Source organism: Micromonospora sp. NPDC005710, from assembly GCF_040630995.1.
GTDB lineage: Bacteria > Actinomycetota > Actinomycetes > Mycobacteriales > Micromonosporaceae > Micromonospora.
In genome coordinates, this window is the sequence record NZ_JBEXYP010000023.1 from 20,637 (window position 1) to 42,767 (window position 22,131).

The window sequence follows — 22,131 nt, forward strand, 5'->3', positions numbered from 1 at the left end:
CCGGCCGGGCGGGGATCACTGGCGGATCCACTCTCCCCTGCCGGGACCACTGTCGTCGCCTGACAGTGTACGCGAATCAACGTCAATACAGAAAGTCACGGTCTCCCTGCTCAGCGTCACAGCAAGTGGGGCGCTGGGACAACTAGAGGGGCAGAAACGCCGAGAGGTCCGCCCGGTTGCCACTCATCTGGACGCGACCGTCGGTGACCGCCGACGCCCAGTCGACCCGCCCGGTTGCCAGCTCCAACCAGGTGTTCGGCGCCATCTCGACCACGTTTGGTGGATTTCCTCTGGTGTGTCGAGGCCCCGGAACGCACTGGATCGCCCCGTATGGTGGGACGCGCACCTCCACCGATCGGCCGGGGGCGCGCTCCGCGAGGACGGCCAACAACGACCGGACCGCCTCCCGGAACACCGGCCGTTCGGGTGTACGCCCCTCGTCGAGCGCCGACAACGCGGCCGCAACGGCGGCGGACTTACTGTGCGGAGAGGACACGACGGGACGATACGACCCCCAGGCCAGACACGCGACGCTGGCCCTGGGTCGCGCTCATGCAGTCGGACAAGGCATAGTTGCCGACGGCGTATTCGTACCGTGATGATCCCCGGCCCGGCGCCCCGCCGGTCAGAGGGACTTCAGCCCGGAAGGCGGTGGACGTGTCAACACACCGACGTGCCTGGAAGCAGCGGGCCGGTGTGGTCGTAGCGCTGGTTGCCGGCGCTCTGCTCGCCGTCCCCGCCACACCAGCCCTGGCCGCTCCCAACGTTACAGATGTCTCGGCTTCGCCGGGCAGCGTTGAGGCCGGCAAGACCACGAAGATCAGCTATCGGCTCGACTTCGGCATCGGCGCGCCGCCAGCCGACATCAGCGTCAGCTCGAGCAATTCGAAGCTGACCTGCGTTGACGGGTGTTCCCGTGGCCAGGTGACCTCGAGTGACACCTTCAGCGCCACCTTCCGGCTCGCTGATGACGCAGCCAACGGCAGCGCCACGATCACCGTGAAGGCCACGGACTCGGCGGGAAGCAAGGACGCGTCGACCAGCGTCACGTTGGTCGGCAAAGCCGCTCCGCCGCCGCCGCCGCAGAACCAGACCGTGCGGTCGGTCGCCGGCAAGGTTGTCGCACAGGCGGACGGCAAGGCAGTGCCGAACGCTTTCGTGGTTCTCCAGGACACCGCCGGTCACCGCTACGACGCCACGAGCAACGGCACCGGCGACTTCCGGTTCACCGGCACCACCGAGAAGCCGATCGCACCCGGCCGGATCGACCTGGGCGCGTCGTTCGACAACATCAAGGCGTTCAAGTCCGTGAACGCCGCCGCCGGGCAGGCAGTCACCGGGCAGCGACTCAGCCTCGCGATCAAGGTCGAGGTGACGCCCAGCGCCACCCCGTCCGCCACTCCCGAGGCCACGCCCACCGACGAGGCGACCGAGGAGGGCACCGACGAGGAGCAGCCCACCGAGGAGGCCAGTCAGGGTGCCCCGGCGAACGCCTCGAACAACGAGGACAGCGGTGGCCTCGGCTCGTACATGATCATTTTGCTCGGTGGTCTCCTGGTCGCCGCCGGTGTCGGCACGATCGTGCTGCTCTGGATGAAGCGCAAGGAGAACGGCGACGACGACGCTCCGGCAGCCGCCGGGGGCGGCGGTGTGGTGCCTCCCTCGCGGGGCGGGTTCCGTGGCCCCGACGACCACACCCGGGTGGTCGGTGGGCGTCCCGGCGGCGGCCCGGACCCGACGATGGTCGGTGGCGCGGCGCTGAGCGAAGCGCCGACGATGATGCACCGCCCGGTGGTCGACGACGTTCCACCGGACCCGTACGGCGCGCCTGCCCAGCCGTACGGCGGCGCAGGCCAGCAGGGCTGGGGCGGCGCCGGCTACGGCGACGAGCCGGCACCCTACGGTGCTGGCGGGTACGGAAACGCTCCCGCCTCCGGTGGCGGGTACGGCAACGCGCCAGCTTCGGGTGGCGGCTACGGCGGCGCACCAGCTTCAGGTGGTGGCTACGGCACCGCTCCCGCCTCCGGTGGTGGCTACGGCACTCCGGGCGCCTCGGACGGCGGCTACGGTGCCGGTGCGGCCGGCGACGGTTACGGTGCCGGCTACGGCGGCGCACCGGCCTCCGGTGGCGGGTACGGCAACGCTCCTGCCTCCGGTGGCGGGTACGGCAGCCGTGATTACGACGCCCCGGGCGGCACCACCGCCTATCCGGCGGCTCCCGCTGGCGGAGCGGCCTACGGCGAGCGGTTCGACGAGCCGACCGGCCGGTACACCGGCGACAGCACCCAGTACCCGGCTCCGGCCGACCCGTACGCCACCGGCGTGTACCAGCCGGAGCAGGGTCAGGGTTACGGCCAGCCCGAGGCCGCCCCGTACGGCGGTCGCGCTGCCGAACCGACCGCAGGGTACGGCGCTCCGGAGGCTGGCGGGTACGACCAGGGCGGCTACGGCCAGCCCGCCGGCGGGTACGACCAGGGCGGCAACTACGGCCAGGAGCCGCCACCGCAGCAGCGCGGCGGCTACGACGACCGAGGCTACGACCAGGGCGGCTACGCCCAGCCCGCCGGTGGATACGACCAGGGCGGCAACTACGGCCAGGAACCGCCACCGCAGCAGCGCGGCGGCTACGACGACCGAGGCTACGACCAGGGCGGCTACGGCCAGCCCGCCGGGCGGAGCCGACCGGAGACCCCGCCGCCGCCGCCGCCGACCGAGCGGGGCGGACGCCGCCTCGACTGGCTCGACGACTGACCCCACCACAGCAACAGCGAAACGGCCACCCGGAGATCCGGGTGGCCGTTTCGCTGCAAGAACCACTCGCGATCAATGAAGTCGGGCCATCCCGGAGACCCGGACACCGCGACTTCCGGAAAGCCGAGTCGATCACGGGGCGCCGACGCAGGCCAGGCACGGACCGGGCACGGTCAGGCACGGACCGCGCGCAGCCAGGCGGCGGTCAGGCGGCGGAGAAGACGCCGTGGTGGAGCACCGGCACGATGTCCGACACCCCGATTCGAACGGCGACGTCCACGTCCGCGGCGAAGCCGCTCTCGGTCAACTCCCGGCCGGAGACGCTGCCCCGCACGGCGGCGGGCACGTCCGGGGTGCTCGCCAGCGCGGCGAGTGCCATCGCCGCTTCCACCGAGAGTCCACCCGGTACGCCGGAGAGGGCGTCCAGCACCGACGCGGCGCCGAGTTGGTCCTCCACCGACGGACGCAGTGACCCGTCCGGCCAGTGCTCCCCGGAGGCGATCACGCCGATCGGGGCATCCACTGTGCCGTACCCCTGGCGGCGCAGCCAACGCCCGACGGCGCGTGCGTTGCGCAGGCACGCCGCGACCACCGGCAGGCCGGTGGCGCTGGCGGCGGCGCTGATAGCGGAGCCGTTCGGGGAGGGCAGCACCAGGTCCGCCACCACTGGTGCGCTGCTCAGCGCGGCGGGCGAGAGTGACCACGGGTGGTCCGCTGTCGTCTGCCGCCGCCCGACAGCGGCTGTCGCGCCGACCCGGACGGCGTACTCGGCGGCCTGTTCACCCCAGGGGAACGGGTGCACCCGCATGCCCCGGGCGACCGCCACCTCGACGGCGGTGGTGAACGAGAGGACGTCCACCACCACCAGCGCCGCGCAGACCCGACCGAGCTCGGCCGCCCCGGTCAGCCCCCAGTCGAACCGGGCACCAGATCCGGGTTGGCCGTAGACAGCGGCCCTCAACGCCTCAGCGCTCGTCAGGCGACGGTTCGGTGTCACCGGTGTCGGAATCGGACGCCCCTCCGGGCTGCTCCGACCCGATCGGCTCGACCGCGCCGGTCTCCGGGGAAGGCCCCGAGGAGGCGATCGGCTCGGAGACCACCTCGGCCGCGTCGACCGGCTCGGCCGGCTCGCCCGGCAGCGGAACGGCCTCGACCGCACCCGCCACACCGGCTGCCGGCGCGGGCACCTCGACGGCAGCCGAGCCTCCGAAGAGGCGCGGCAACGTCTCGGTGTGCGCGGTGCGCAGCTCGTCCAGGCCGATCCGGAACTGGCCGTGCACCTCGAGCGCCCCGCCGGTCGGGTCGGTGACACCGATCAGCTCGAACGGCACGCCGCGCTCGGCGCAGAGCGCCGCGAACGCCTTGTCGTGGCCACGCGGCACCGACACCAGCGCCCGTGTCGCGGACTCACTGAACAGGTAGACGAATGGCATGGAACCCTCGCCGAACTGCTCCGGCACCGCCACTCGGGCACCGACGCCACGCCGCAGGCAGGACTCGACCAGGCTCTGCGCGAGACCACCGTCGGAGAGGTCGTGTGCCGAGCTGAGGTGGCCGACGCGGGCGGCCTCGGCCAGCAGCTCGGCCAGCGCCTTCTCGCGGAGAAGGTCGACCTGCGGCGGGATACCGCCGAGGTGCTCGTGCGTCACCCAGGCCCACTCCGAGCCGGACAGCTCCACGTTCGTCTCGCCGAGCAGGTAGAGCTGGTCGTGGTCGCCACCTGCACGGGGCACGAAGCCCATCGGCACCCGGTCGGCCACGTTGTCGAGGACACCCAGCACACCGACCACCGGGGTCGGGTGGATGGCAGCAGCGCCGGTCTGGTTGTAGAAGCTGACGTTGCCGCCGGTCACCGGGATGCCCAGCTCCAGGCAGCCGTCCGCGAGGCCGCGGACGGCTTCGGCGAACTGCCACATGACGCCCGGGTCCTCCGGCGAGCCGAAGTTGAGGCAGTTGGTCACGGCGATCGGCTTCGCGCCGGTCACCGCCACGTTCCGGTACGCCTCGGCCAGGGCCAGCTTGGTGCCGTTGTACGGGTCCAGTCGGGTGTACCGGCCGTTGCCGTCGACCGACAGCGCCACGCCGAGGCCGGTCCGCTCGTCGATCCGGATCACGCCGCCGTCCTCCGGCTGGGCGAGAACGGTGTTGCCCAGCACGTAGCGGTCGTACTGCTCGGTGACCCAGGTCTTGTCGGCCAGGTTCGGCGACGCGATCATGCGCAGCACGGTTTCCCGCAACGCGTCCGGGTCGGCCGGGCGGGGCAGCGTCTCGGCGCGGTCAGCCTGGAGCAGGATGAGGTCGGCCGGCTCCCGCATCGGCCGGGCGTAGACCGGGCCGTCGTCGACGAGCGAACCCGGCGGTACGTCGACGACCAGGTGGTCCTGCCAGGTGATCAGCAGTCGACCGGGGCTGCCGTCCGGCTCCGGTGCGGTGACCTCACCGATGGCGGTGGCGAGCACGCCCCACTTTTCGCAGGTCTTGAGCACCGCGTCGAGCTTGTCCGGCTCGACGACGAGAAGCATCCGCTCCTGCGACTCGCTGGCCAGGATCTCGTGCGGGTCCATCGAGGGCTCGCGCAGCGGCACCCGCTCCAGCCAGACCCGCATGCCGGTGCCGGCCGCGGCGGCGGTCTCGGTGAGCGCGCAGGTCAGGCCGGCGCCACCGAGGTCCTGGATGCCGACGACCAGTTGGCCGTCGTACAGCTCGAGGCACGCCTCGATGAGCAGCTTCTCGGTGAACGGGTCGCCAACCTGCACGGCCGGTCGGCGGGCCTCGCTGCCCTCGTCGAAGGTGGCGCTGGCCAGCACCGACACGCCGCCGATGCCGTCGCGGCCGGTCTTGGCGCCCATCAGCACGACAACGTTGCCCGGCCCGGCGGCGGCCTTGTTCTGTAGCCGGCCGACTGGGAGCACGCCCAGGCACAGCGCGTTGAGCAGCGGGTTGCCCTGATAGGAGGGGTCGAAGACCAGCTCACCACCGATGTTGGGCAGACCCAGGCAGTTGCCGTAGCCGCCCACGCCGGCGACGACGCCGGTGAGCACCCGGGCGGTGTCCGGGTGGTCCGCGGCGCCGAAGCGCAGCGGGTCCATCACCGCGATCGGGCGGGCACCCATGGCGAGGATGTCCCGGACGATGCCGCCGACACCCGTCGCCGCGCCCTGGTACGGCTCGACGAAGCTCGGGTGGTTGTGCGACTCGACCTTGAAGGTCACCGCCAGCTCGTCGGAGATCTGCACGACACCGGCGTTCTCACCGATGCCGGCGAGCAGCCGGTCGCTGTGCGGGGCCTTCTCGCCGAACTGGCGCAGGTGCACCTTGCTCGACTTGTAGGAGCAGTGCTCGCTCCACATGATCGAGTACATCGCCAGCTCGGACTGCGTGGGCCGGCGGCCGAGGATCTGCCGGATCCGGTCGTACTCGTCGTCACGCAGGCCCAGCTCGGTGTACGGCTGAAGCTCACCGGGGGTGCCACCGGCACGCGGCACGGTGTCCACCCCCTCGGTCCAGACGGCGGCGGCCGGCTGGGTGGGCGCGGTCGCCGGTGCGACCGGCTGCGCCGGGCTCGGATCGGCCGGCTGCGCCGGGGCGGAGTACGCCTCCGGTGTGTCCCGTACCGGGTCCGGATGGGTGGTCATGACCTCTCCTCGCTGCGCTGGTGCCCGCCGGAGCCGCTCGTCGCACTCATGCCGGCGCCCCGACCAGGTGCTTGAGGACCGACGTGAAGAAGCCGAGGCCGTCCAGGGAGGGGCCGGTGAGCGCCTCCACCGCGTGCTCGGGGTGCGGCATGATGCCGACCACGTTGCCGGCGGCGTTGGTGATCGCGGCGATGTCGCGCTGGGATCCGTTGGGGTTGCCGCCGACGTAGCGGGCGACGACCCGGCCCTCGCCCTCGAGCTGGTCCAGCGTCGCGGTGTCCGCGACGTAGCAGCCCTCGCCGTTCTTGACCGGGATGAGCACTTCCTGGCCGGCCTGGAACGTGTTGGTCCACGCCGTCCCGGCCGACTCGATGCGCAGGACCTGGTCCCGGTTGCGGAAGTGCAGGTGCTGGTTGCGGGTGAGCGCGCCGGGCAGCAGGTGCGCCTCGCAGAGGATCTGGAAGCCGTTGCAGATGCCGAGCACCGGCAGACCACCCCGGGCGGCGTCCACGATCGTCTCCATCACCGGGGCGAACCGGGCGATGGCACCGCACCGCAGGTAGTCACCGTAGGAGAACCCGCCGGGCAGGACGACAGCGTCGACGCCGTGCAGATCCGGGTCGCCGTGCCAGAGCCGGACCGGCTCCGCGCCGGCGATCCGGACAGCCCGGGCCGCGTCCCCGTCGTCGAGCGAGCCGGGGAAGGTGACGACACCGACCCGGGCGGTCACGAGCGGGCGTCCGCGGTCTCGTCGGCCTCGACCACGCGGACGGTGAAGTCCTCGATGACGGGGTTGGCGAGCAGTTTGTCGGCAATCTCCCGAGCGCGGTCCAGGTCTGGTTCACCTGTGAACTCGATCTCGATCCGCCTGCCGATCCGAACCGAGGCGACATCACCGACGCCGAGCCGGGGCAGCGCGTTTGCGACGGCCTGGCCCTGCGGATCAAGGATCTCGGGCTTGAGCATGACGTCGACGACGACGCGAGGCACTGGGCACTCCTGACTGTGTACGCAGTTGGGTGCCGACCCACAACGGGCGAGCGCAGCCAGCGTACCTGGCAGATATCGCCGCGGACGCACCGGCCGGGTGCAGTTCAGGCAGTGATCGACATTACCGACGCTCATGGTGACCCGTCAGGCGCGACAGGTGGCCTCAGCAGGACATATGCGGCGCAATGGGTGGCCAAATCGTTACATCGGCGATCCTCGATCAAGGTCTTGATAACGACCGTGTCGGGCCCTACTGTACATCGACGTAAGTCGATTCAGGCGTCGGCGGGAACCACCCGCCGCCGCCCCGCCGCACCCGGCGATCCCGGGCCGCCCCGTCCAAGGAGTCCACCCGATGCGCATCCGCCCCCTGCTCGCCGTACTCAGCACCGCACTGGTCGGCGCCCTCGGCGTCGCGTCCGCCGCGTCCGCCGCCCCGGCCGGCCCGCAACCCATCATCGGCGGCGGCACCGTCTCGTCCGCGCCCTGGGCCGCCGCAGTGCTCAGCAACGGCTCGTTCACCTGCTCCGGCAGCGTCATCGCCGCCCAGTGGGTGCTCACCGCCCGGCACTGCATCAACGGCACCATGTCGGTGCGCGTCGGCAGCGTGAACCGCACCTCCGGCGGGGTCACCCGCACGGTCAGCGCCACCTACACCCGCAACGACCTCGCGCTCATGCGGCTCTCCAGCACCGTCAGCACCTCCACTGTGAGTTTGGCCAGCAGCAACCCGCCGATCAACTCGACGAACTCGATCTACGGCTGGGGCATGACCTGCTACAGCGGCTGCTCGGCGTCCACCCAGCTCAAGACCGCCACCGTCCGGGTGACCAGCAACAGCGCCAGCGACGCGTACGGCGGCCAGGCGATCCGCAGCAGCCGGATCAACGGCAACGCCTGGCGCGGCGACTCCGGCGGCCCGCAGTTCTACAACGGCCAGCAGGTCGGCGTCGCCTCCACCGCCGACGGGTCGAGCATCCAGAACTACGGCAGCGTTGCGTACAACCGGGCCTGGATCACCTCGGTGGCCGGTGTCTGACGGTTAGCGCCCCGCACGGCGCGGATGGTCGGCCACGTGCCGGCCGTCCGCGCCGCGTCGTTTTGCAGCATCCGATCAGGTGAACAATGCACACGATCGGGTCGCGCCACTCCTGACAGCATCGGAACCGTGCTGGTCGTGACGACAGAGCAACTGCCCGGGTACGAGATCCGCCAGATTCTCGGTGAGGTGGTGTCATCGATGGCCAGGACGCGCAACCCGTACCGCGAGGGTGTGAAGAACCTGCGCGGTGGCGCGTACGACCCGATGGCCCCGGACAACCTGACCCGGTGGCGCACCGACTCGGTGACCCGCCTCGGCGAGGAGGCCCTGCGGCTCGGCGCCAACGCCGTCATCGGCATGCGGTTCGACAGCCGGGACTGCGGCGAGATGTGGATGGAGATCTGCGCGTACGGAACGGCAGTGGTCGCCGTACCCAAGATGCCCGAGGTCATGCCGGCCGACCAGCCGGCGGTCGCCGCAGGAACCGCGGAGGTCGCGGGCTTCGCGGAGTCGCTCGGCGGCATCGCCGAACCAGCCAGCGCCCCCACCCTGAAAACCGCCGCCGAAACCGCCACCGGCGACTAACCGCCCCCCTCCCTTCCCCCACCCCCTCCCACCCACCCGTCTCCCGGCGTGATCAAGACGTTTCGGTCACCACGGAGATCGAACCTGACGCAAACCTCTTGATCACCCGGGGAGGGTGGGGGTGGGGAGGGGTGGGGGGCGGGAGGCGGGGGTTAGAGGATGGGGGGTGGGGAGTAGGTGGCGGCGTTCGGGTGGGCCGTCACCACTGTGGTGATGCGGCTCGTCACTGCTGCCACCTGGGCCTGGGCGGCGCCGACGAAGGCGTTGCGGTCGGCGACCAGGGTGTCGATGTCGGCGCGGGACAGGCCGAGTCGGCCGTCCGTCGCCAGCCGGTCGAAGAGATCGTTCTCCGGTGAGCCCTTCTCGCGCATGGCCAGCGCCACCGCTACCGCGTGCTCCTTGATCACCTCGTGGGCGACCTCCCGGCCGACGCCCCGCCGGACCGCCGCGACCAGGATCTTCGTGGTGGCCAGGAACGGCAGGAACCGCTCCAGCTCACGGTTGATCACTGCCGGGTACGCGCCGAACTCGTCGAGCACGGTGAGGAACGTCTGGAACAACCCGTCCGCGGCGAAGAACGCGTCCGGCAGTGCCACCCGCCGCACGACCGAGCAGGAGACGTCTCCCTCGTTCCACTGGTCACCGGCCAACTCGCCGACCATCGACAGGTAACCCCGGATGATCACGGCGAAGCCGTTCACCCGCTCCGAGGAACGGGTGTTCATCTTGTGCGGCATGGCGCTGGAACCGACCTGGCCCGGCTTGAAGCCCTCGGTCGCCAACTCCTGACCGACCATCAACCGGATCGTGGTGGCCAGCGACGACGGTGCCGCCGCGGTCTGAGCCAGCGCCGCCAACACGTCGAAGTCGAGCGAACGCGGGTAGACCTGCCCGACACTGTCCAGCACCCGGGAGAAGCCCAGGTGCTGGGCGACCCGCCGCTCCAACTCGGCCACCTTGTCGGCGTCGCCGTCGAACAGGTCGAGCTGGTCGGCGGCCGTGCCGACCGGTCCCTTGATCCCCCGCAGCGGGTAACGGGCGATCAACTCCTCCAACCGCTCGTACGCGATCAGCAGTTCCTCCGCCGCCGACGCGAAGCGCTTACCCAGCGTGGTGGCCTGCGCCGCCACATTGTGTGAACGACCGGTCATGACCAGCTCGGAGTGCTCGTGAGCCAGCCAGGCCAGCCGGGCGAGGGTGGCCACCACCCGGTCCCGGATCAGCTCCAGCGAGGCACGCACCTGAAGCTGCTCGACGTTCTCGGTGAGGTCCCGGGAGGTCATCCCCTTGTGCACGTGCTCGTACCCGGCGAGCGCGCTGAACTCCTCGATCCGGGCCTTCACGTCGTGCCTGGTGACCCGCTCCCGCTCGGCGATCGAGGCGAGGTCAACCTGGTCGAGCACCCGCTCGTACGCCTCGACCACACCGTCCGGCACCGGCACGCCCAGGTCGCGCTGGGCACGGAGCACGGCGAGCCAGAGCCGCCGTTCCATCCGGACCTTCTCCTCCGGGGACCAGAGGGCTACCAGTTCGGGCGAGGCGTACCGGTTGGCCAGCACGTTGGGGATCGTCGTCACGTACCTCATTGTCCCGCACCCGCTGGTCGGGAGCGGGACCGGGCCGGGGTCGGACGCCCGGCCCGGTCCGGGGTCGGACGCCCGGCCCGGTCCGGGGTGCGCAGGCGGTCACTGCCGGTTCAGCTCGTACACGGTGACCGGGCCGGCGACCAACCGGACCTGGGCGAGCCCGGCCAACTCCGCCGACACCACACCCGCCCTGGCGTCGGCGAACAGCCACCGGACCCCGTGCTCGGTGCGGAGCCGGTCCAGGTCGGCCCGGGTCGGCGTGCTGAACACCCCGTCGTTGAGTGCGAGCAGCGCCGGGTCGGGGAAGCTCTGTCGGGGGTACCCCAGGCCCTCGACGCCGTGCGCGGCCACCACCGCGTCGGTGTAGCCCCAGCTCTCCACCACAGCGCGATGCCCGCCCAGGCCGGTCACCCAGAACGCGCGGGCGTCGCAGTGCGGGGTGGTCCGCACCGGCCGGCAGTGCACGTTCGTGGCGACCACGTCGTCGTCGTCGGCGTTGTCGTTTAGCCACAGCGCCGCGCGCATCTCGTCCAGGGTCAGCGCGTACGGCTGCGGCCCGGTCACCGGCACCGGCTCGGTCAGCACCGAACGGACGGTCCCGCCCACGATGACCGCGGTGCTGGCACCGAGCATCGCCGCTGTGACACCGGCCAGGGCGATCGCCGCCGTCCGCCGACGAGGTGTCGGGCCGACCGCCGGCACCGGGACGCGGCGGCGCCACAGGGCGGCCACCCCGACGGCGATTACGGCAGCCACCACCACGAACAGCACGTACCGGGACGCCGACAGACCCAGCACCCGCAGCCACCCCTCGATCGTCGAGGTGGTGGGGGTGCCCGGGCGGCTGATCCTCGGTACGGCGAAACCCACCAGCGTGCCGGCCGTGGCGAGCCCTGCCAGCGCGCCGCCCACGGCGGGCACCACGAGCACCGGCCAGGGCACCCGGGCCTGGGCGAGGGACCAGGTGGTCAGCACGACGCCGACCGGGACGACACCCATCCAGAAGTAGATCTGACTGATCGACGGGTGCTGGAACACCCAGGTGGTGGCCGCTCCGGCCAGGACCGTGCCGGCGAGCAGCCAGACGGCCGGGTCGGCCCGGTGCGCACCGTCGACGAGCAGGCTCATGCCCACCCACCGGGGTGCCTGACCCAGCACCCACCAGGCGACCACGGCGAACGCCAGCAGCCACCCGAGAACACCGCCGTCGTTGATGCCCGGCGGCAGCGGGGCACTCGGCCAGATGCCGTCGCCCGGCCCGAGGGTCTCGGCGTACGGGGCGATGAAGTGCAGCATCGCCAACGCCTGCACCCGCAGCGTGGAGGCCCCGCCGCCGGCGAACAGCCGGAAGCCGAGCGCCATCGCCGCCACGAGGCAGGCCAACGCCGTCAGGGCCGGTATCGGGAGCTGGCGCTTCCGCCACCAGAACACCACTGCGGTGACACCCAGGCCGGCGATCAACGGCGGCAACGCACTGGACTTCGCCCCCGCACAGACCAGCCCGAGCGCCGGAACGAGTGGCCAGGCCGGGCCGAGGTTACGGCCCCGGGCCACGTCGACGACGAGCCCGACGAGCAGCAGCAACGGCACCAGCACGTACGTCTGGGAGGGGCTGGCGTACGACAGCGGCATCTCGCCGGTGGCGGACACCGGCGAACCGAGCGTGACCCCCGCGCCGACGAAAGCGGCGAGGGCTGCCACCGGGCCGGCCCAGACGGCACCACTCAGGTCGCGGGCGAGCCCGGCCGCGAGCAGCACCGCCGTACCGACCACCGGCACCAGCCAGAGTCGCAGCAGCACCACAGCCGGGGAGATCCCGCTGATCATGCTGCCGCTGGCGATGTGCGCGTCGGACAGGTAGTGGTAGCGCAGCGCCTCCCCCGCGACGTGCGGCAACTCGAACGGCATCGCCCGGGTCAACTCCTGCACCAGACCCAGGTGGTAGAGCACGTCCTGGTAGTAGCCGCCGGACACCGGCGGCAGTGGGACCGTCCGCCACTGGGTGTATCCCCAGGCCAGCACCACGAGCAGCGTCGCGCCCACCCCCCAGTGCCAGGCCAGCGGCAGCGGACGGCGCTCGCCGACCCGCCAGTGCCGGCGCAGCCCGGGAACGGCGGCGAACGCGACGAGGACGGGCAGCGGCCACCAGCGCAGCACTGACTGCTGACCGGTCGCCGCGGCCAACGCCCAGGCGGCGATCTCCAGGAGCAGGCCGGTGGCCGCGCCGAAGCCGAGGTCCTCGGGGAGGTTGCCCCGGCTGCCGCGCAACGCCCGGTGCACGAGGGTTCCGGGGAGCACCAGCGCGAAGGCCCAGTAGGCGGAGAACCGTGCGATATCCGGTGCGGGCACGGTGCCGCGCGACCAGACCACGAGCAGCGCGCCGATCACGAGCAGCCACGGGAGCGCGCTGAGGACCGGCCGGAGCACGTTCCGGCGCGACGCCAGCGCCGGGGTGTCGACCCGCTCGGCCAGGAGAACGTCAGCCACGGACGCCGACCGCCGAATCGAAGCTCGCGGTACGGGAGACGTCATCGACCCGGGCCTCGTCCCGCGAGTCGAACCCGACGTGGAACGCGGGCCGGTTCTGCACTGTGGCGTAGATCCGGCCGACGTACTCGCCGAGCAGGCCGAGGCAGACCAACTGCACCCCGCTGAGCAGCAGCACCGCGACGAACATCGAGGTCCAGCCGGGAATCGTGGTGCCGGAGACGTGGGCGATCATGCCGAACACGATCAGGCCGAGGCAGAGCAGGAAGCTCGACATCCCCAGCCACGTGGCCAGTCGCAGCGGCGCGGCGGAGAAGTTCGCAGTGCTCTCCCAGGCCAGGGCCACCATCCGGCGCAGCGGATACTTCGTCTCGCCGGCGGCGCGGGCCTCGCGGTCGTACCGCACCTCCGCGCTGGGGAAGCCCAGCGTCGGCACCAGCAGCCGGTAGACCGGGGCGCGCTCGGGCAGCCGGCGCAGCACCTCGATCACGTCCCGGCTGAGCAACCGGAAGTCGCCAGCCTGCGCGGGCAGGTCGACACCCACGAGCCGGCGCATCGCCCAGTAGTAGCCCCGGGCGGTGTTGCGCTTGAAGACCGTGTCGGTGCTGCGATCGGCGCGTACGCCGTAGACGACGTCCACCCCGTCCTCGCGGGCCACCCGGAGCATCTCCGCGATGGTCTCCGGCGGATCCTGAAGATCGGCGTCGAGGCTGACCACCCACTGGCCGACGGCCCGGTGCAAGCCAGCGGTCAACGCCGCCTGGTGGCCACTGTTGCGCCGCAGCCGTAGCACCCGCAACTGCGGCCAGTCCCGGCCGTGGTCGAACAGCACCGACACTGTGTCGTCCCGGCTGCCGTCGTCGACGGCGACCACCTCGTAGTCGACGCCGAGCGCGTCGAGCACCGGCCGCAGCCGGGCGACCAGCGCCGGAATGACAGCGGTCTCATTGAACATCGGGATGACCACCGAGAGGGTGGTCGTCCGTGGGAGGGCGGACTCCATGGTGACAACGGCCCCGTTCCGCACGCAGGAGTGATCGAACCGCACCTCGAGGCGCGGCACCGATCACCATCGCGTGGTAAACCCTCCGCCAGCGGGCCACCTTCTGAACGGTCAGTTAACGCCCGTTGGCGGGTCACCCCGATTAGGGACGATCGCGCGTTGCACCATCTCGTCGATCATGGAGTTGTGGTGCCTGACTTGGCGTGAGATCGGCGCTTTGTCACCCACCACAACTCCATGATCGACGAGGCAGTGCGGGTCGACAAACAGCCTCCGCCCAACGCACCGGCGCTGGGTGGACATCAACACCCCACCCCCGCGCCGATCTTGCACTTGCGGTGGCCGAGATGCCCGGAATGCCCCTGAAGGCCGCGACAGAAAGTGCAAGATCGGCGCAAGAGGGCGGGGCGGACCGGTCAGCGTTCCAGGATTGCCGTCACGCCCTGGCCGCCGGCCGCGCAGATGGAGATCAACCCGCGTCCGCTGCCCTTCTCGGCGAGCAGCTTGGCCAGGGTCGCCACGATCCGTCCGCCGGTGGCGGCGAACGGGTGCCCTGCGGCGAGCGACGAGCCGTTGACGTTGAGCCGGTCGGTGTCGATCGCGCCGAGCGGCGCGTCGAGGCCGAGCCGGTCCTTGCCGAACTCCGGTGACTCCCAGGCCGCCAGGGTGGCCAGCACCTGCGACGCGAACGCCTCGTGGATCTCGTAGTAGTCGAAATCCTGCAACGTCAGCCCGGCACGGGCCAGCATTCGGGGCACCGCGTACGCGGGTGCCATCAACAGCCCCTCGTCGCCGTGCACGAAGTCCACCGCCGCCGTCTCCGACCAGCTGAACCAGGCCAGCACGGGCAGGTGGTGCGCCGCCGCCCACTCCTCGCTGGCCAGCAGCACGGTGGACGCACCGTCGGTGAGGGGCGACGAGTTGCCGGCGGTCATGGTGGCCTGGTCGGCGTCCGGGCCGCGGGTGCCGAAGACCGGCTTCAGCGAGCCGAGCTTCTCCAGGCTGGTGTCCGGGCGGAGGTTCGCATCCCGGGTGAGCCCGAGGTACGGAGTCATCAGGTCGTCGAAGAAGCCCCTGTCGTACGCGGCGGCGAGGCGCTGGTGTGAACGCAGTGCCAGCTCGTCCTGGGCGCGCCTGTCGATCTGCCAGCGCACGGCGGTGCGGGCGGCGTGGTCGCCCATGGACAGACCGGTCCGCGGTTCGGCGTTTCGCGGGATCTCCGGCTTGAACGGCTGGAGTGGGCGCAGCTTCGCCGCGATCCTGAGCCGTTCGCCGAGCGTACGGGCGGAGTTGAGCTTGAGCAGCGTGCGGCGCATCTCCTCGTTGACGGCGAGGGGGGCGTCGGAGGTGGTGTCGACGCCGCCGGCGATGCCCACGTCGAGCTGACCGAGTGCGATCTTGTTGGCGACCAGGATCGTCGCCTCCAGGCCGGTGCCGCAGGCCTGCTGGATGTCGTACGCCGGGGTGTGCGGGTCGAGTCGGGAGCCGAGGACCACCTCGCGGGTGAGGTTGAAGTCCCGGGAGTGCTTGAGCACCGCGCCGGTCACCACCTCGCCGACCCGCTGACCGGCCAGCCCGTAGCGGGCGATCAGACCGTCGAGCGCCGCACCGAGCAGGTCCGCGTTCGACGCGTCCGCGTAGCGGGAGTTGGAACGGGCGAAGGGGATGCGGTTGCCCCCGATGACCGCGACGCGCCGGATGTTCTGCACGATCCGCCTCCTCGAAGTAGTGCTTGAACCCTACTCGTCAGTAGGCTACGCGTATGACGGACAGGTACGCGAGCTTCGTCCAATCGACCGCCGGCCGCGCGCTGGTGAAGCGTCTCGGGCTGCCCGACCCGCCCCGACTGCGCCGACACCGCCCCGGCGACCCTCTGCTGCCTGGGCCGGCCCTGCTCGGCGCGGCCACCGGCAGCCGGTACGCCCAGCCGGTGGCCGCCAGACTCACCGCCGCCGGGGTCGAGCTGATCGAATGGGCCGGGGGCGCCCCGGCACAGAATCCGCCGTCGGCCGGTCCGCACGGCGACAACCCGCAGCGGTACGCGGCGCTCCTGTTCGACGCCACCGGGATCAGCGACTCGACCGACCTGCGTCAGCTGTGGGACTTCTTCCACCCGCAGGCCCGCTCCGTGCTGCCCAGCGGCCGGGTGATCGTGCTGGGCAAGGTGGCACGCGAGTGCCCGACGCCCCGCGAGGCGACCGCCCAGCGCGCCCTGGAAGGGCTGGTCCGCAGCATCGGCAAGGAGTTCGGCAGGGGCATCACCGCTCAACTCGTCCAGGTGGCCCATGCCCAGGGCGACCCCAGCATCGGCCTCGAATCGACCCTCCGGTTCCTGCTCTCCGGCCGGTCCGCGTACGTGTCGGGGCAGGTCATCCGGGTTGCCGGCGGCAAGGCGAGCATCCCGGCCGACTGGGCCCGCCCGCTGGACGGGCAGGTAGTGCTCGTCACCGGCGCGGCGCGTGGCATCGGTGCGGCGCTGGCGAAGGTGCTGGCCCGCGACGGCGCGCAGGTGGTGGCCCTGGACATCCCGGCCGCCGGCGACGCGCTCGCCGCGGTGGCGAACGAGATCGGCGGCACCGCCGTCCAACTGGACCTGACCGCGCCGGACGCGCCGACCCGACTCGCCGAGCACCTGGCCAGCCGGCACGGCCGGGTCGACGTGGTGGTGCACAACGCCGGCATCACCAGGGACAAGACGCTGGGTCGGATGGACGCCGACCGGTGGGACCAGGTCATCGACGTCAACCTCTCCAGCCAGGAGCGGATCAACGACGTGCTGCTGGAGCGGGAGCTGATCCCGGTCGGCGGGCGGATCATCTCGGTCTCCTCGATCGCCGGGATCGCCGGCAACCGGGGGCAGACCAACTACGCCACCAGCAAGGCCGGTGTGATCGGGCTCGTCGACTCGCTCGCGCCGGCCCTGCGGGACCGCGGGATCAGCGTCAACGCGGTGGCCCCGGGCTTCATCGAGACCCGGCTGACCGCGCGTATCCCGCTCGTGGTCCGCGAGGCGGGCCGGCGGATGAACAGCCTGGCCCAGGGCGGGTTGCCGGTGGACGTGGCCGAGACGATCGGTTGGCTGGCCTGGCCTTCCAGCGGTGCGATCAGCGGAAACGTGGTCCGGGTCTGCGGCCAGAGCCTGCTGGGGGCGTGATGGGCGCGCGGCCGGAGCCGGGCGACCGCGCCCCCGTCGAGCTGGCCCGGATGCCGGTGGCCGGGGCGCTGCACCGGCGGGCGTTGCTCGGCGCGCTACCGGGCCTCGGCGGTGGGCGGCGCGGGCCCGACCTGCCGGCGGTCGAGTTGACGGTGCGCGGGGTGACTGTCGACCGGGCGCGGCTCGCCGACTACGACAGGATCTGCGGCTTCCGGCTCAGCGACCGGCTGCCGGCGACGTTTCCGCACGTCATGGGCTTCCCACTGGCCCTGCGCCTGATGACCGCGCCGGATTTCCCCCTCCCGCTCGTCGGCCTGGTGCACGTCGGCAACCGGATCACCATGCACCGCCCGGTCACCGCCGACGAGACGATCGACTTCACCACGTACGCGGAGGATCTGCGTCCGCACGACCGGGGGCGGCAGGTGGACGTGGTGCTGGTCGGCTCGGTCGGCGGGGCGGAGGTGTGGCGGGGTGTCTCGACGTACCTCGGTCGGGAGCGCACGTCGGGCGGGCGTGAGCCGGGCGAACGTCCGGCGGCGCCGACGGCGACCGCCCATTGGCGGGTGGAACCGCGCGTCGGTACGGAGTACGCACGGATCTCTGGCGACCACAACCCGATCCACACCTCCCGGCTCGGGGCACGGCTGTTCGGCTTCCGCCGGCCGATCGCGCACGGCATGTGGAGCAAGGCGCGCTGCCTGGCCGCGCTGGAGGCCCGTCTTCCGGACGCGTACACCGTCGAGGTCGCCTTCAAACTGCCTGTTCCGCTGCCGAGCACTGTGAGCTTCGCGCGCCTGCCGGACGGCGGGTTCGCCCTGCACGACCCGCGCGGCCGACCACACCTGGCGGGTCACCTGCGCTGAGGATTCCCCGCTTGGCAGAAGCTCCCTCGTGCGCTAGGTTGTTCTCACAGCGAGATGTTCTCAGATTGAGAGAGACGTGATGAACGAGCAGGAGTTCCTGGCCGCGTACGACCCCCGGGCCTACCCGTCGGTCGCCGTGACAGTCGACGTGGTGGCGCTGACCATCCGCGACGACGCGCTGCACCTGCTGCTGATCCGGCGCGGCGAGGCACCGTTCGCGGGGCACTGGGCGCTGCCCGGTGGCTTCATCCGCCCCGACGAGGACCTGACCGCAGGCGCCCGACGGGAGCTGGCCGAGGAGACCGGGCTCGGCGGCGAGGCGCTGCGGCGCGTACACCTGGAGCAGTTGGGCAGCTACGGCGCTCCCGACCGTGACCCGCGGATGCGGGTCGTCTCCATCGCCCACCTCGCGTTCGCCCCCGACCTGCCGGACCCGGCCGCCGGCAGCGACGCCGACGAGGCGATCTGGCTGCCGGTGACCGCGTTGAGCAGCCGACAGCTCGCCTTCGACCACGGCCGGATCATCGACGACGCGTGGGAACGGGCCCGGTCCAAGCTGGAGTACACACCGCTCGCCACCCGCTTCCTCGCCGCCGAGTTCACGATCAGCGAGCTGCGGGCCGTCTACGAGACGGTCTGGGGGCATCCGCTGCACGCCGGCAACTTCCACCGCAAGGTGCTCTCCGTGCCGGGCTTCGTGGAGAGCACCGGGGCCAGCACCGAGCGCGGTGGCGCCCGGGGCGGCCCACGCGCCCGGCTCTACCGGGCCGGCGACGCCCGCCTGCTGCACCCGGCGCTGCTGCGCCCCGCCCGCGAGGAGACGGTGCGGTGAGGGCCACCGAGGCCATCCGGCTGGTCGCCGCCGCCCGCACCGACGCCGAGCTGTTCGGCGCCGAGAAGTCGGCCCGTCGCTACCGCGAGCTGGTCGCGGCCCTGCACCCCGACCGCCTGCCGACCGACAGTGGGGTACGCGCCGAAGCCATCGACGCGTTCATCCACGTCACGACCCGCTGGCGGGCCCGGCAGACCACTGTCCTCGGCGACTACCGGCTCGGCGCACCGGCCCACGCTGGTGACCTGGCGGACCTCTACGACGTCGGCGACGACCGGCTGCTCAAGCTCCCCCGACGACCCGCCGACAACGACCTGATGGCCCGCGAGGCGCACGCCCTGCGCACCATCGCCGAGCGCGGCGACCCCCGCTACCTGCCGTACGTGCCCCGGCTCGTCGACGAGTTCCGGCACCGGGACACCGCCACCGGCGCGGAACGGCGGATCACAGTGCTCGCCACCGCACCCGGCCTGCACGACCTGGACGAGGTGCGGCGCGCGTACCCCGACGGGTTGGACGCCCGGGACGTGGCCTGGATGTGGCGGCGGCTGCTCGTCGTGCTCGGCCTGGCCCACCGGGCGGGCGTGGTGCACGGCGCGGTCCTGCCGCGACACGTGCTGATCGAACCGGACGCCCACGGCGTGGTGCTTGTCGACTGGTGCTTCTCCGCAGCCGTCGGGGGCACGATCCCGGCTGTCGTACCCGGGGACGGTTGGAACCCGGAGGAGGTCCTCCGGAAGCGGCCGTGCGGGCCGGGCACCGATATCGCGATGGCCAGCCACTGCATGAGCTGGCTGATGGGGCCGCGCGCCCCCCGCGAGCTGGACGCCTTCGCGCGTGGCTGCCGGCAGCGGTCGCTGAGCGAACGGCCGGACGACGCCTGGCGGCTGCTGCGCGAACTCGACCAGGTGCTGGACCGGCTCTACGGGCCACGCACCTTCCGACCCTTCACCCTCACCCCCTAAGGAGCTGTCATGGGCAGTGGAATCTGGTCCACCGACGTGTACGACGCCGCCGACCGCTACCGCCGGTCCACCGGCAAGAGCGCCTTCTCCTACAGCGACAGCGGGGCGCGCACCGTGCACCCCGCGCTCGACCCCAGGGACGCGAGCAGGGAGAGCCGCGACTCCGACGAGCACCCGCTGTCGACGCCCGTCGCTGTGCTCTTCGACGTGACCGGTTCGATGCGCACCGTGCCGCGGGTCCTGCAGACCAAGCTGCCGCAGTTGCTCGGGCTGCTGCAACGGCAGGGCTACGCCAGCGACCCGCAGATCATGTTCGGTGCCATCGGAGACGCCACCTGCGACCGGGTGCCGTTGCAGGTGGGCCAGTTCGAGTCGGACAACCGGATGGACGACGACCTCGGCCGGATCGTGCTGGAGGGCGGTGGCGGCGGGCAGATGAGCGAGTCGTACGAGCTGGCCATGTACTTCATGGCCCGGCACACGGTCACCGACAACTGGGAGAAGCGCGGCCGTCGCGGCTACCTGTTCATCATCGGCGACGAGTTGGCGTACCCGCTGGTCAAGGCCCGGGAGGTGGCCCGCCTGATCGGGGACGACCTCCCCGAGGACGTGCCGCTGCGGCAGGTCGTCGACGAGGTGACCCGTCGCTGGGACACCTACTACCTGCTCCCCGCCGGCAGCCACTACGCCGGCAACGCGAAGGTGCTCGACTTCTGGCGGGACCTGCTCGGGCAGAACGCCGTGGTGCTCGACGACCTCGACGCGGTCTGCGAGACCATCGCGCTCACCATCGGCCTCGGCGAACAGGCCATCGACCTGGACGAGGGCCTGCGCGACCTGGACCGCGCCGGTTCCGGCGCCACCGGCACCGTGTCGAAGGCGCTGGCCCGCCTCGGCCGGAACCGGCGGGCCGAGGTGTCGACGCTGCCCGCCTTCACCGACACCGCCGGCGGGGTGACGCGGCTGTGAAGCACGTGGCGGTGGTCGACCTCGGCTACGGCGACGCCGGCAAGGGCACGGTGGTGGACTGGCTCTGCGCCACCCGTCAGGTGCACACCGTGGTCCGCTTCAACGGGGGCGCGCAGGCGGCACACAACGTGGTGCTGCGCGACGGGCGGCACCACACGTTCGCGCAGTTCGGCGCCGGCACGTTCCACAGCGGTGTCGGTACGCACCTGTCCCGGCACGTGGTGGTGGACCCGTTGGCACTTGCCGCCGAGGCCGACCACCTCGCCACCCTCGGAGTGTCCGACGCGCTCGACCGGTTGACCGTCGACGGGGACGCGCTGCTCGCCACCCCGTACCACCGGGCCGCCAACCGGGCTCGGGAAACCGCCCGCGGTGCCGACCGGCACGGCTCCTGCGGGCTGGGGGTGGGCGAGGCCGTCGCGTACGGTCTCGCCCACCCCGACGACGCACCCCGGGTCGCCGACTGTCACCACCCGGCGCTGCTCCGCCGGAAGCTGGCCACAGTGCGGGACCGGTTGGCCGCCGAGCTTGGCCCACTGGACGCGCCACCGATCGAGGACTGCCTGGCCGCGTTCACCGGGTTCGCCGGGCGGGTCGCCATCGTCGACGGCAGGTGGCTCGCCGCGGCGCTGCGCACCGGCACCTGCGTCTTCGAGGGCGCGCAGGGGGTGCTGCTCGACGAGTGGCACGGCTTCCACCCGTACACCACCTGGAGCACCACCACCTTCGCGAACGTCGACGGCCTGCTCACCGAGGCGGGCCGGCCCGGCGACGTGACCCGGATCGGGGTGCTCCGCGTGGTCACCACCCGGCACGGGCACGGTCCGCTGGTGACCGAGGACCCGAGCCTGCCGTTCACCGACGCGCACAACGCCACGAACCAGTGGCAGGGCCGGTTCCGGTTCGGCCACTTCGACGCGGTCGCCCACCGGTACGCCCTCGCCGCTGCCGGCGGCGTCGACGGCCTGGCCCTGACCCACCTCGACCTGGCCAGCCCCGACCTGCGGATCTGCCGCCGCTACGACAACGCCGACCGGCTCACTGCGGGCCCGCCCGGCGACCTGGACCGGCAGGCCACGCTCACCGCCCGCCTGCTGCGCTCCCGCCCGGTGTACGACGAGCCGCCGACGGACTGGGCCGAGGCGGTGAGCGCCGAACTGGGGGCGCCAGTGGTGCTGACCTCGCACGGCCCCACCGCCGACGACAAGACCCCGTGCGGCCCGCTGCTCGCCCCGCCGGCTCTGGTGCACGCCGACTGACAACTCC

The 22,131-nt window shown here is 72.0% G+C and carries 17 protein-coding genes and 1 pseudogene; 9 read left to right on the top strand and 9 right to left on the bottom strand.

What is annotated here, in order from left to right; genetic code table 11:
* Nucleotides 1–142: 142 nt before the first annotated feature.
* Nucleotides 143–496 carry a sterol carrier family protein gene (locus tag ABZ406_RS25620; RefSeq protein ID WP_357766480.1) on the bottom strand — a complete coding sequence of 118 codons (354 nt, stop codon included), beginning with the start codon at nt 494–496 and terminating at the stop codon, nt 143–145.
* A gap of 102 nt (nt 497–598) precedes the next feature.
* On the opposite strand from ABZ406_RS25620, the pseudogene ABZ406_RS25625 reads away from it, so the two are divergent.
* Nucleotides 599–2,751 (top strand): annotated as a pseudogene (locus ABZ406_RS25625) (hypothetical protein).
* A 205-nt stretch (nt 2,752–2,956) separates the two neighbouring features.
* On the opposite strand, the gene ABZ406_RS25630 reads toward ABZ406_RS25625, so the two are convergent.
* The 4 genes from ABZ406_RS25630 to purS are packed head-to-tail and all read right to left on the bottom strand — an operon-like array spanning nt 2,957 to nt 7,376.
* On the bottom strand, nt 2,957–3,712 hold the full coding sequence (locus ABZ406_RS25630; protein ID WP_357766483.1) for a 2-phosphosulfolactate phosphatase: 756 nt from the start codon (nt 3,710–3,712) through the stop codon (nt 2,957–2,959).
* Between the two features lie 4 nt (nt 3,713–3,716).
* Nucleotides 3,717–6,386 carry a phosphoribosylformylglycinamidine synthase subunit PurL gene (gene purL / locus ABZ406_RS25635; protein ID WP_357766485.1) on the bottom strand — a complete coding sequence of 890 codons (2,670 nt, stop codon included), beginning with the start codon at nt 6,384–6,386 and terminating at the stop codon, nt 3,717–3,719.
* A 46-nt stretch (nt 6,387–6,432) separates the two neighbouring features.
* Entirely contained in the window at nt 6,433–7,116 is a 684-nt protein-coding gene (gene purQ / locus ABZ406_RS25640; RefSeq protein WP_357766488.1) for a phosphoribosylformylglycinamidine synthase subunit PurQ, read from the bottom strand.
* Nucleotides 7,113–7,376 carry a phosphoribosylformylglycinamidine synthase subunit PurS gene (gene purS / locus ABZ406_RS25645; RefSeq protein ID WP_350854676.1) on the bottom strand — a complete coding sequence of 88 codons (264 nt, stop codon included), beginning with the start codon at nt 7,374–7,376 and terminating at the stop codon, nt 7,113–7,115. Before purS ends, purQ begins: the two co-directional genes overlap by 4 nt.
* 355 nt (nt 7,377–7,731) lie before the next feature.
* On the opposite strand from purS, the gene ABZ406_RS25650 reads away from it, so the two are divergent.
* Both ABZ406_RS25650 and ABZ406_RS25655 read left to right on the top strand, forming a co-directional pair.
* Nucleotides 7,732–8,415 carry a trypsin-like serine protease gene (locus ABZ406_RS25650; protein ID WP_357766491.1) on the top strand — a complete coding sequence of 228 codons (684 nt, stop codon included), beginning with the start codon at nt 7,732–7,734 and terminating at the stop codon, nt 8,413–8,415.
* Nucleotides 8,416–8,439: 24 nt separating this feature from the next.
* Entirely contained in the window at nt 8,440–9,003 is a 564-nt protein-coding gene (locus ABZ406_RS25655) for a YbjQ family protein (protein ID WP_357766493.1), read from the top strand.
* Nucleotides 9,004–9,155: 152 nt separating this feature from the next.
* On the opposite strand, the gene purB is transcribed toward ABZ406_RS25655, so the two are convergent.
* The 4 genes from purB to ABZ406_RS25675 form a co-directional block, all read right to left on the bottom strand.
* On the bottom strand, nt 9,156–10,580 hold the full coding sequence (gene purB / locus ABZ406_RS25660; RefSeq protein WP_357766496.1) for an adenylosuccinate lyase: 1,425 nt from the start codon (nt 10,578–10,580) through the stop codon (nt 9,156–9,158).
* 108 nt (nt 10,581–10,688) lie between these two features.
* The gene (locus tag ABZ406_RS25665; protein WP_357766499.1) at nt 10,689–13,076 is read right to left on the bottom strand and encodes a hypothetical protein; all 2,388 of its coding nucleotides are present in this window, start codon (nt 13,074–13,076) and stop codon (nt 10,689–10,691) included.
* Nucleotides 13,069–14,079, bottom strand: coding sequence for a glycosyltransferase family 2 protein (locus tag ABZ406_RS25670; RefSeq protein ID WP_357766502.1), 1,011 nt, complete (start codon nt 14,077–14,079; stop codon nt 13,069–13,071). The genes ABZ406_RS25665 and ABZ406_RS25670 overlap by 8 nt, the downstream gene beginning before the upstream one ends.
* A gap of 416 nt (nt 14,080–14,495) precedes the next feature.
* A complete protein-coding gene (locus tag ABZ406_RS25675; RefSeq protein WP_357766505.1) occupies nt 14,496–15,788 on the bottom strand; it encodes an acetyl-CoA C-acetyltransferase in 1,293 nt (430 codons plus the stop codon).
* Between the two features lie 53 nt (nt 15,789–15,841).
* Here ABZ406_RS25675 and ABZ406_RS25680 point away from each other — a divergent pair, with 53 nt between their 5' ends.
* From ABZ406_RS25680 to ABZ406_RS25705, 6 genes are all read left to right on the top strand, one after another.
* A complete protein-coding gene (locus ABZ406_RS25680) occupies nt 15,842–17,233 on the top strand; it encodes a 3-oxoacyl-ACP reductase (RefSeq protein WP_357766508.1) in 1,392 nt (463 codons plus the stop codon).
* Complete coding sequence (locus tag ABZ406_RS25685; RefSeq protein ID WP_357766511.1) at nt 17,233–18,099, top strand: MaoC/PaaZ C-terminal domain-containing protein; 867 nt, start codon at nt 17,233–17,235, stop codon at nt 18,097–18,099. The genes ABZ406_RS25680 and ABZ406_RS25685 overlap by 1 nt, the downstream gene beginning before the upstream one ends.
* 79 nt (nt 18,100–18,178) lie before the next feature.
* Nucleotides 18,179–18,931 carry an NUDIX domain-containing protein gene (locus ABZ406_RS25690; RefSeq protein WP_357766514.1) on the top strand — a complete coding sequence of 251 codons (753 nt, stop codon included), beginning with the start codon at nt 18,179–18,181 and terminating at the stop codon, nt 18,929–18,931.
* On the top strand, nt 18,928–19,896 hold the full coding sequence (locus tag ABZ406_RS25695) for a serine/threonine protein kinase (protein WP_357766517.1): 969 nt from the start codon (nt 18,928–18,930) through the stop codon (nt 19,894–19,896). The genes ABZ406_RS25690 and ABZ406_RS25695 overlap by 4 nt, the downstream gene beginning before the upstream one ends.
* A 9-nt stretch (nt 19,897–19,905) precedes the next feature.
* Complete coding sequence (locus ABZ406_RS25700; protein WP_357766519.1) at nt 19,906–20,865, top strand: hypothetical protein; 960 nt, start codon at nt 19,906–19,908, stop codon at nt 20,863–20,865.
* Nucleotides 20,862–22,124 carry an adenylosuccinate synthetase gene (locus ABZ406_RS25705; RefSeq protein WP_357766521.1) on the top strand — a complete coding sequence of 421 codons (1,263 nt, stop codon included), beginning with the start codon at nt 20,862–20,864 and terminating at the stop codon, nt 22,122–22,124. The genes ABZ406_RS25700 and ABZ406_RS25705 overlap by 4 nt, the downstream gene beginning before the upstream one ends.
* Nucleotides 22,125–22,131 lie beyond the last annotated feature (7 nt).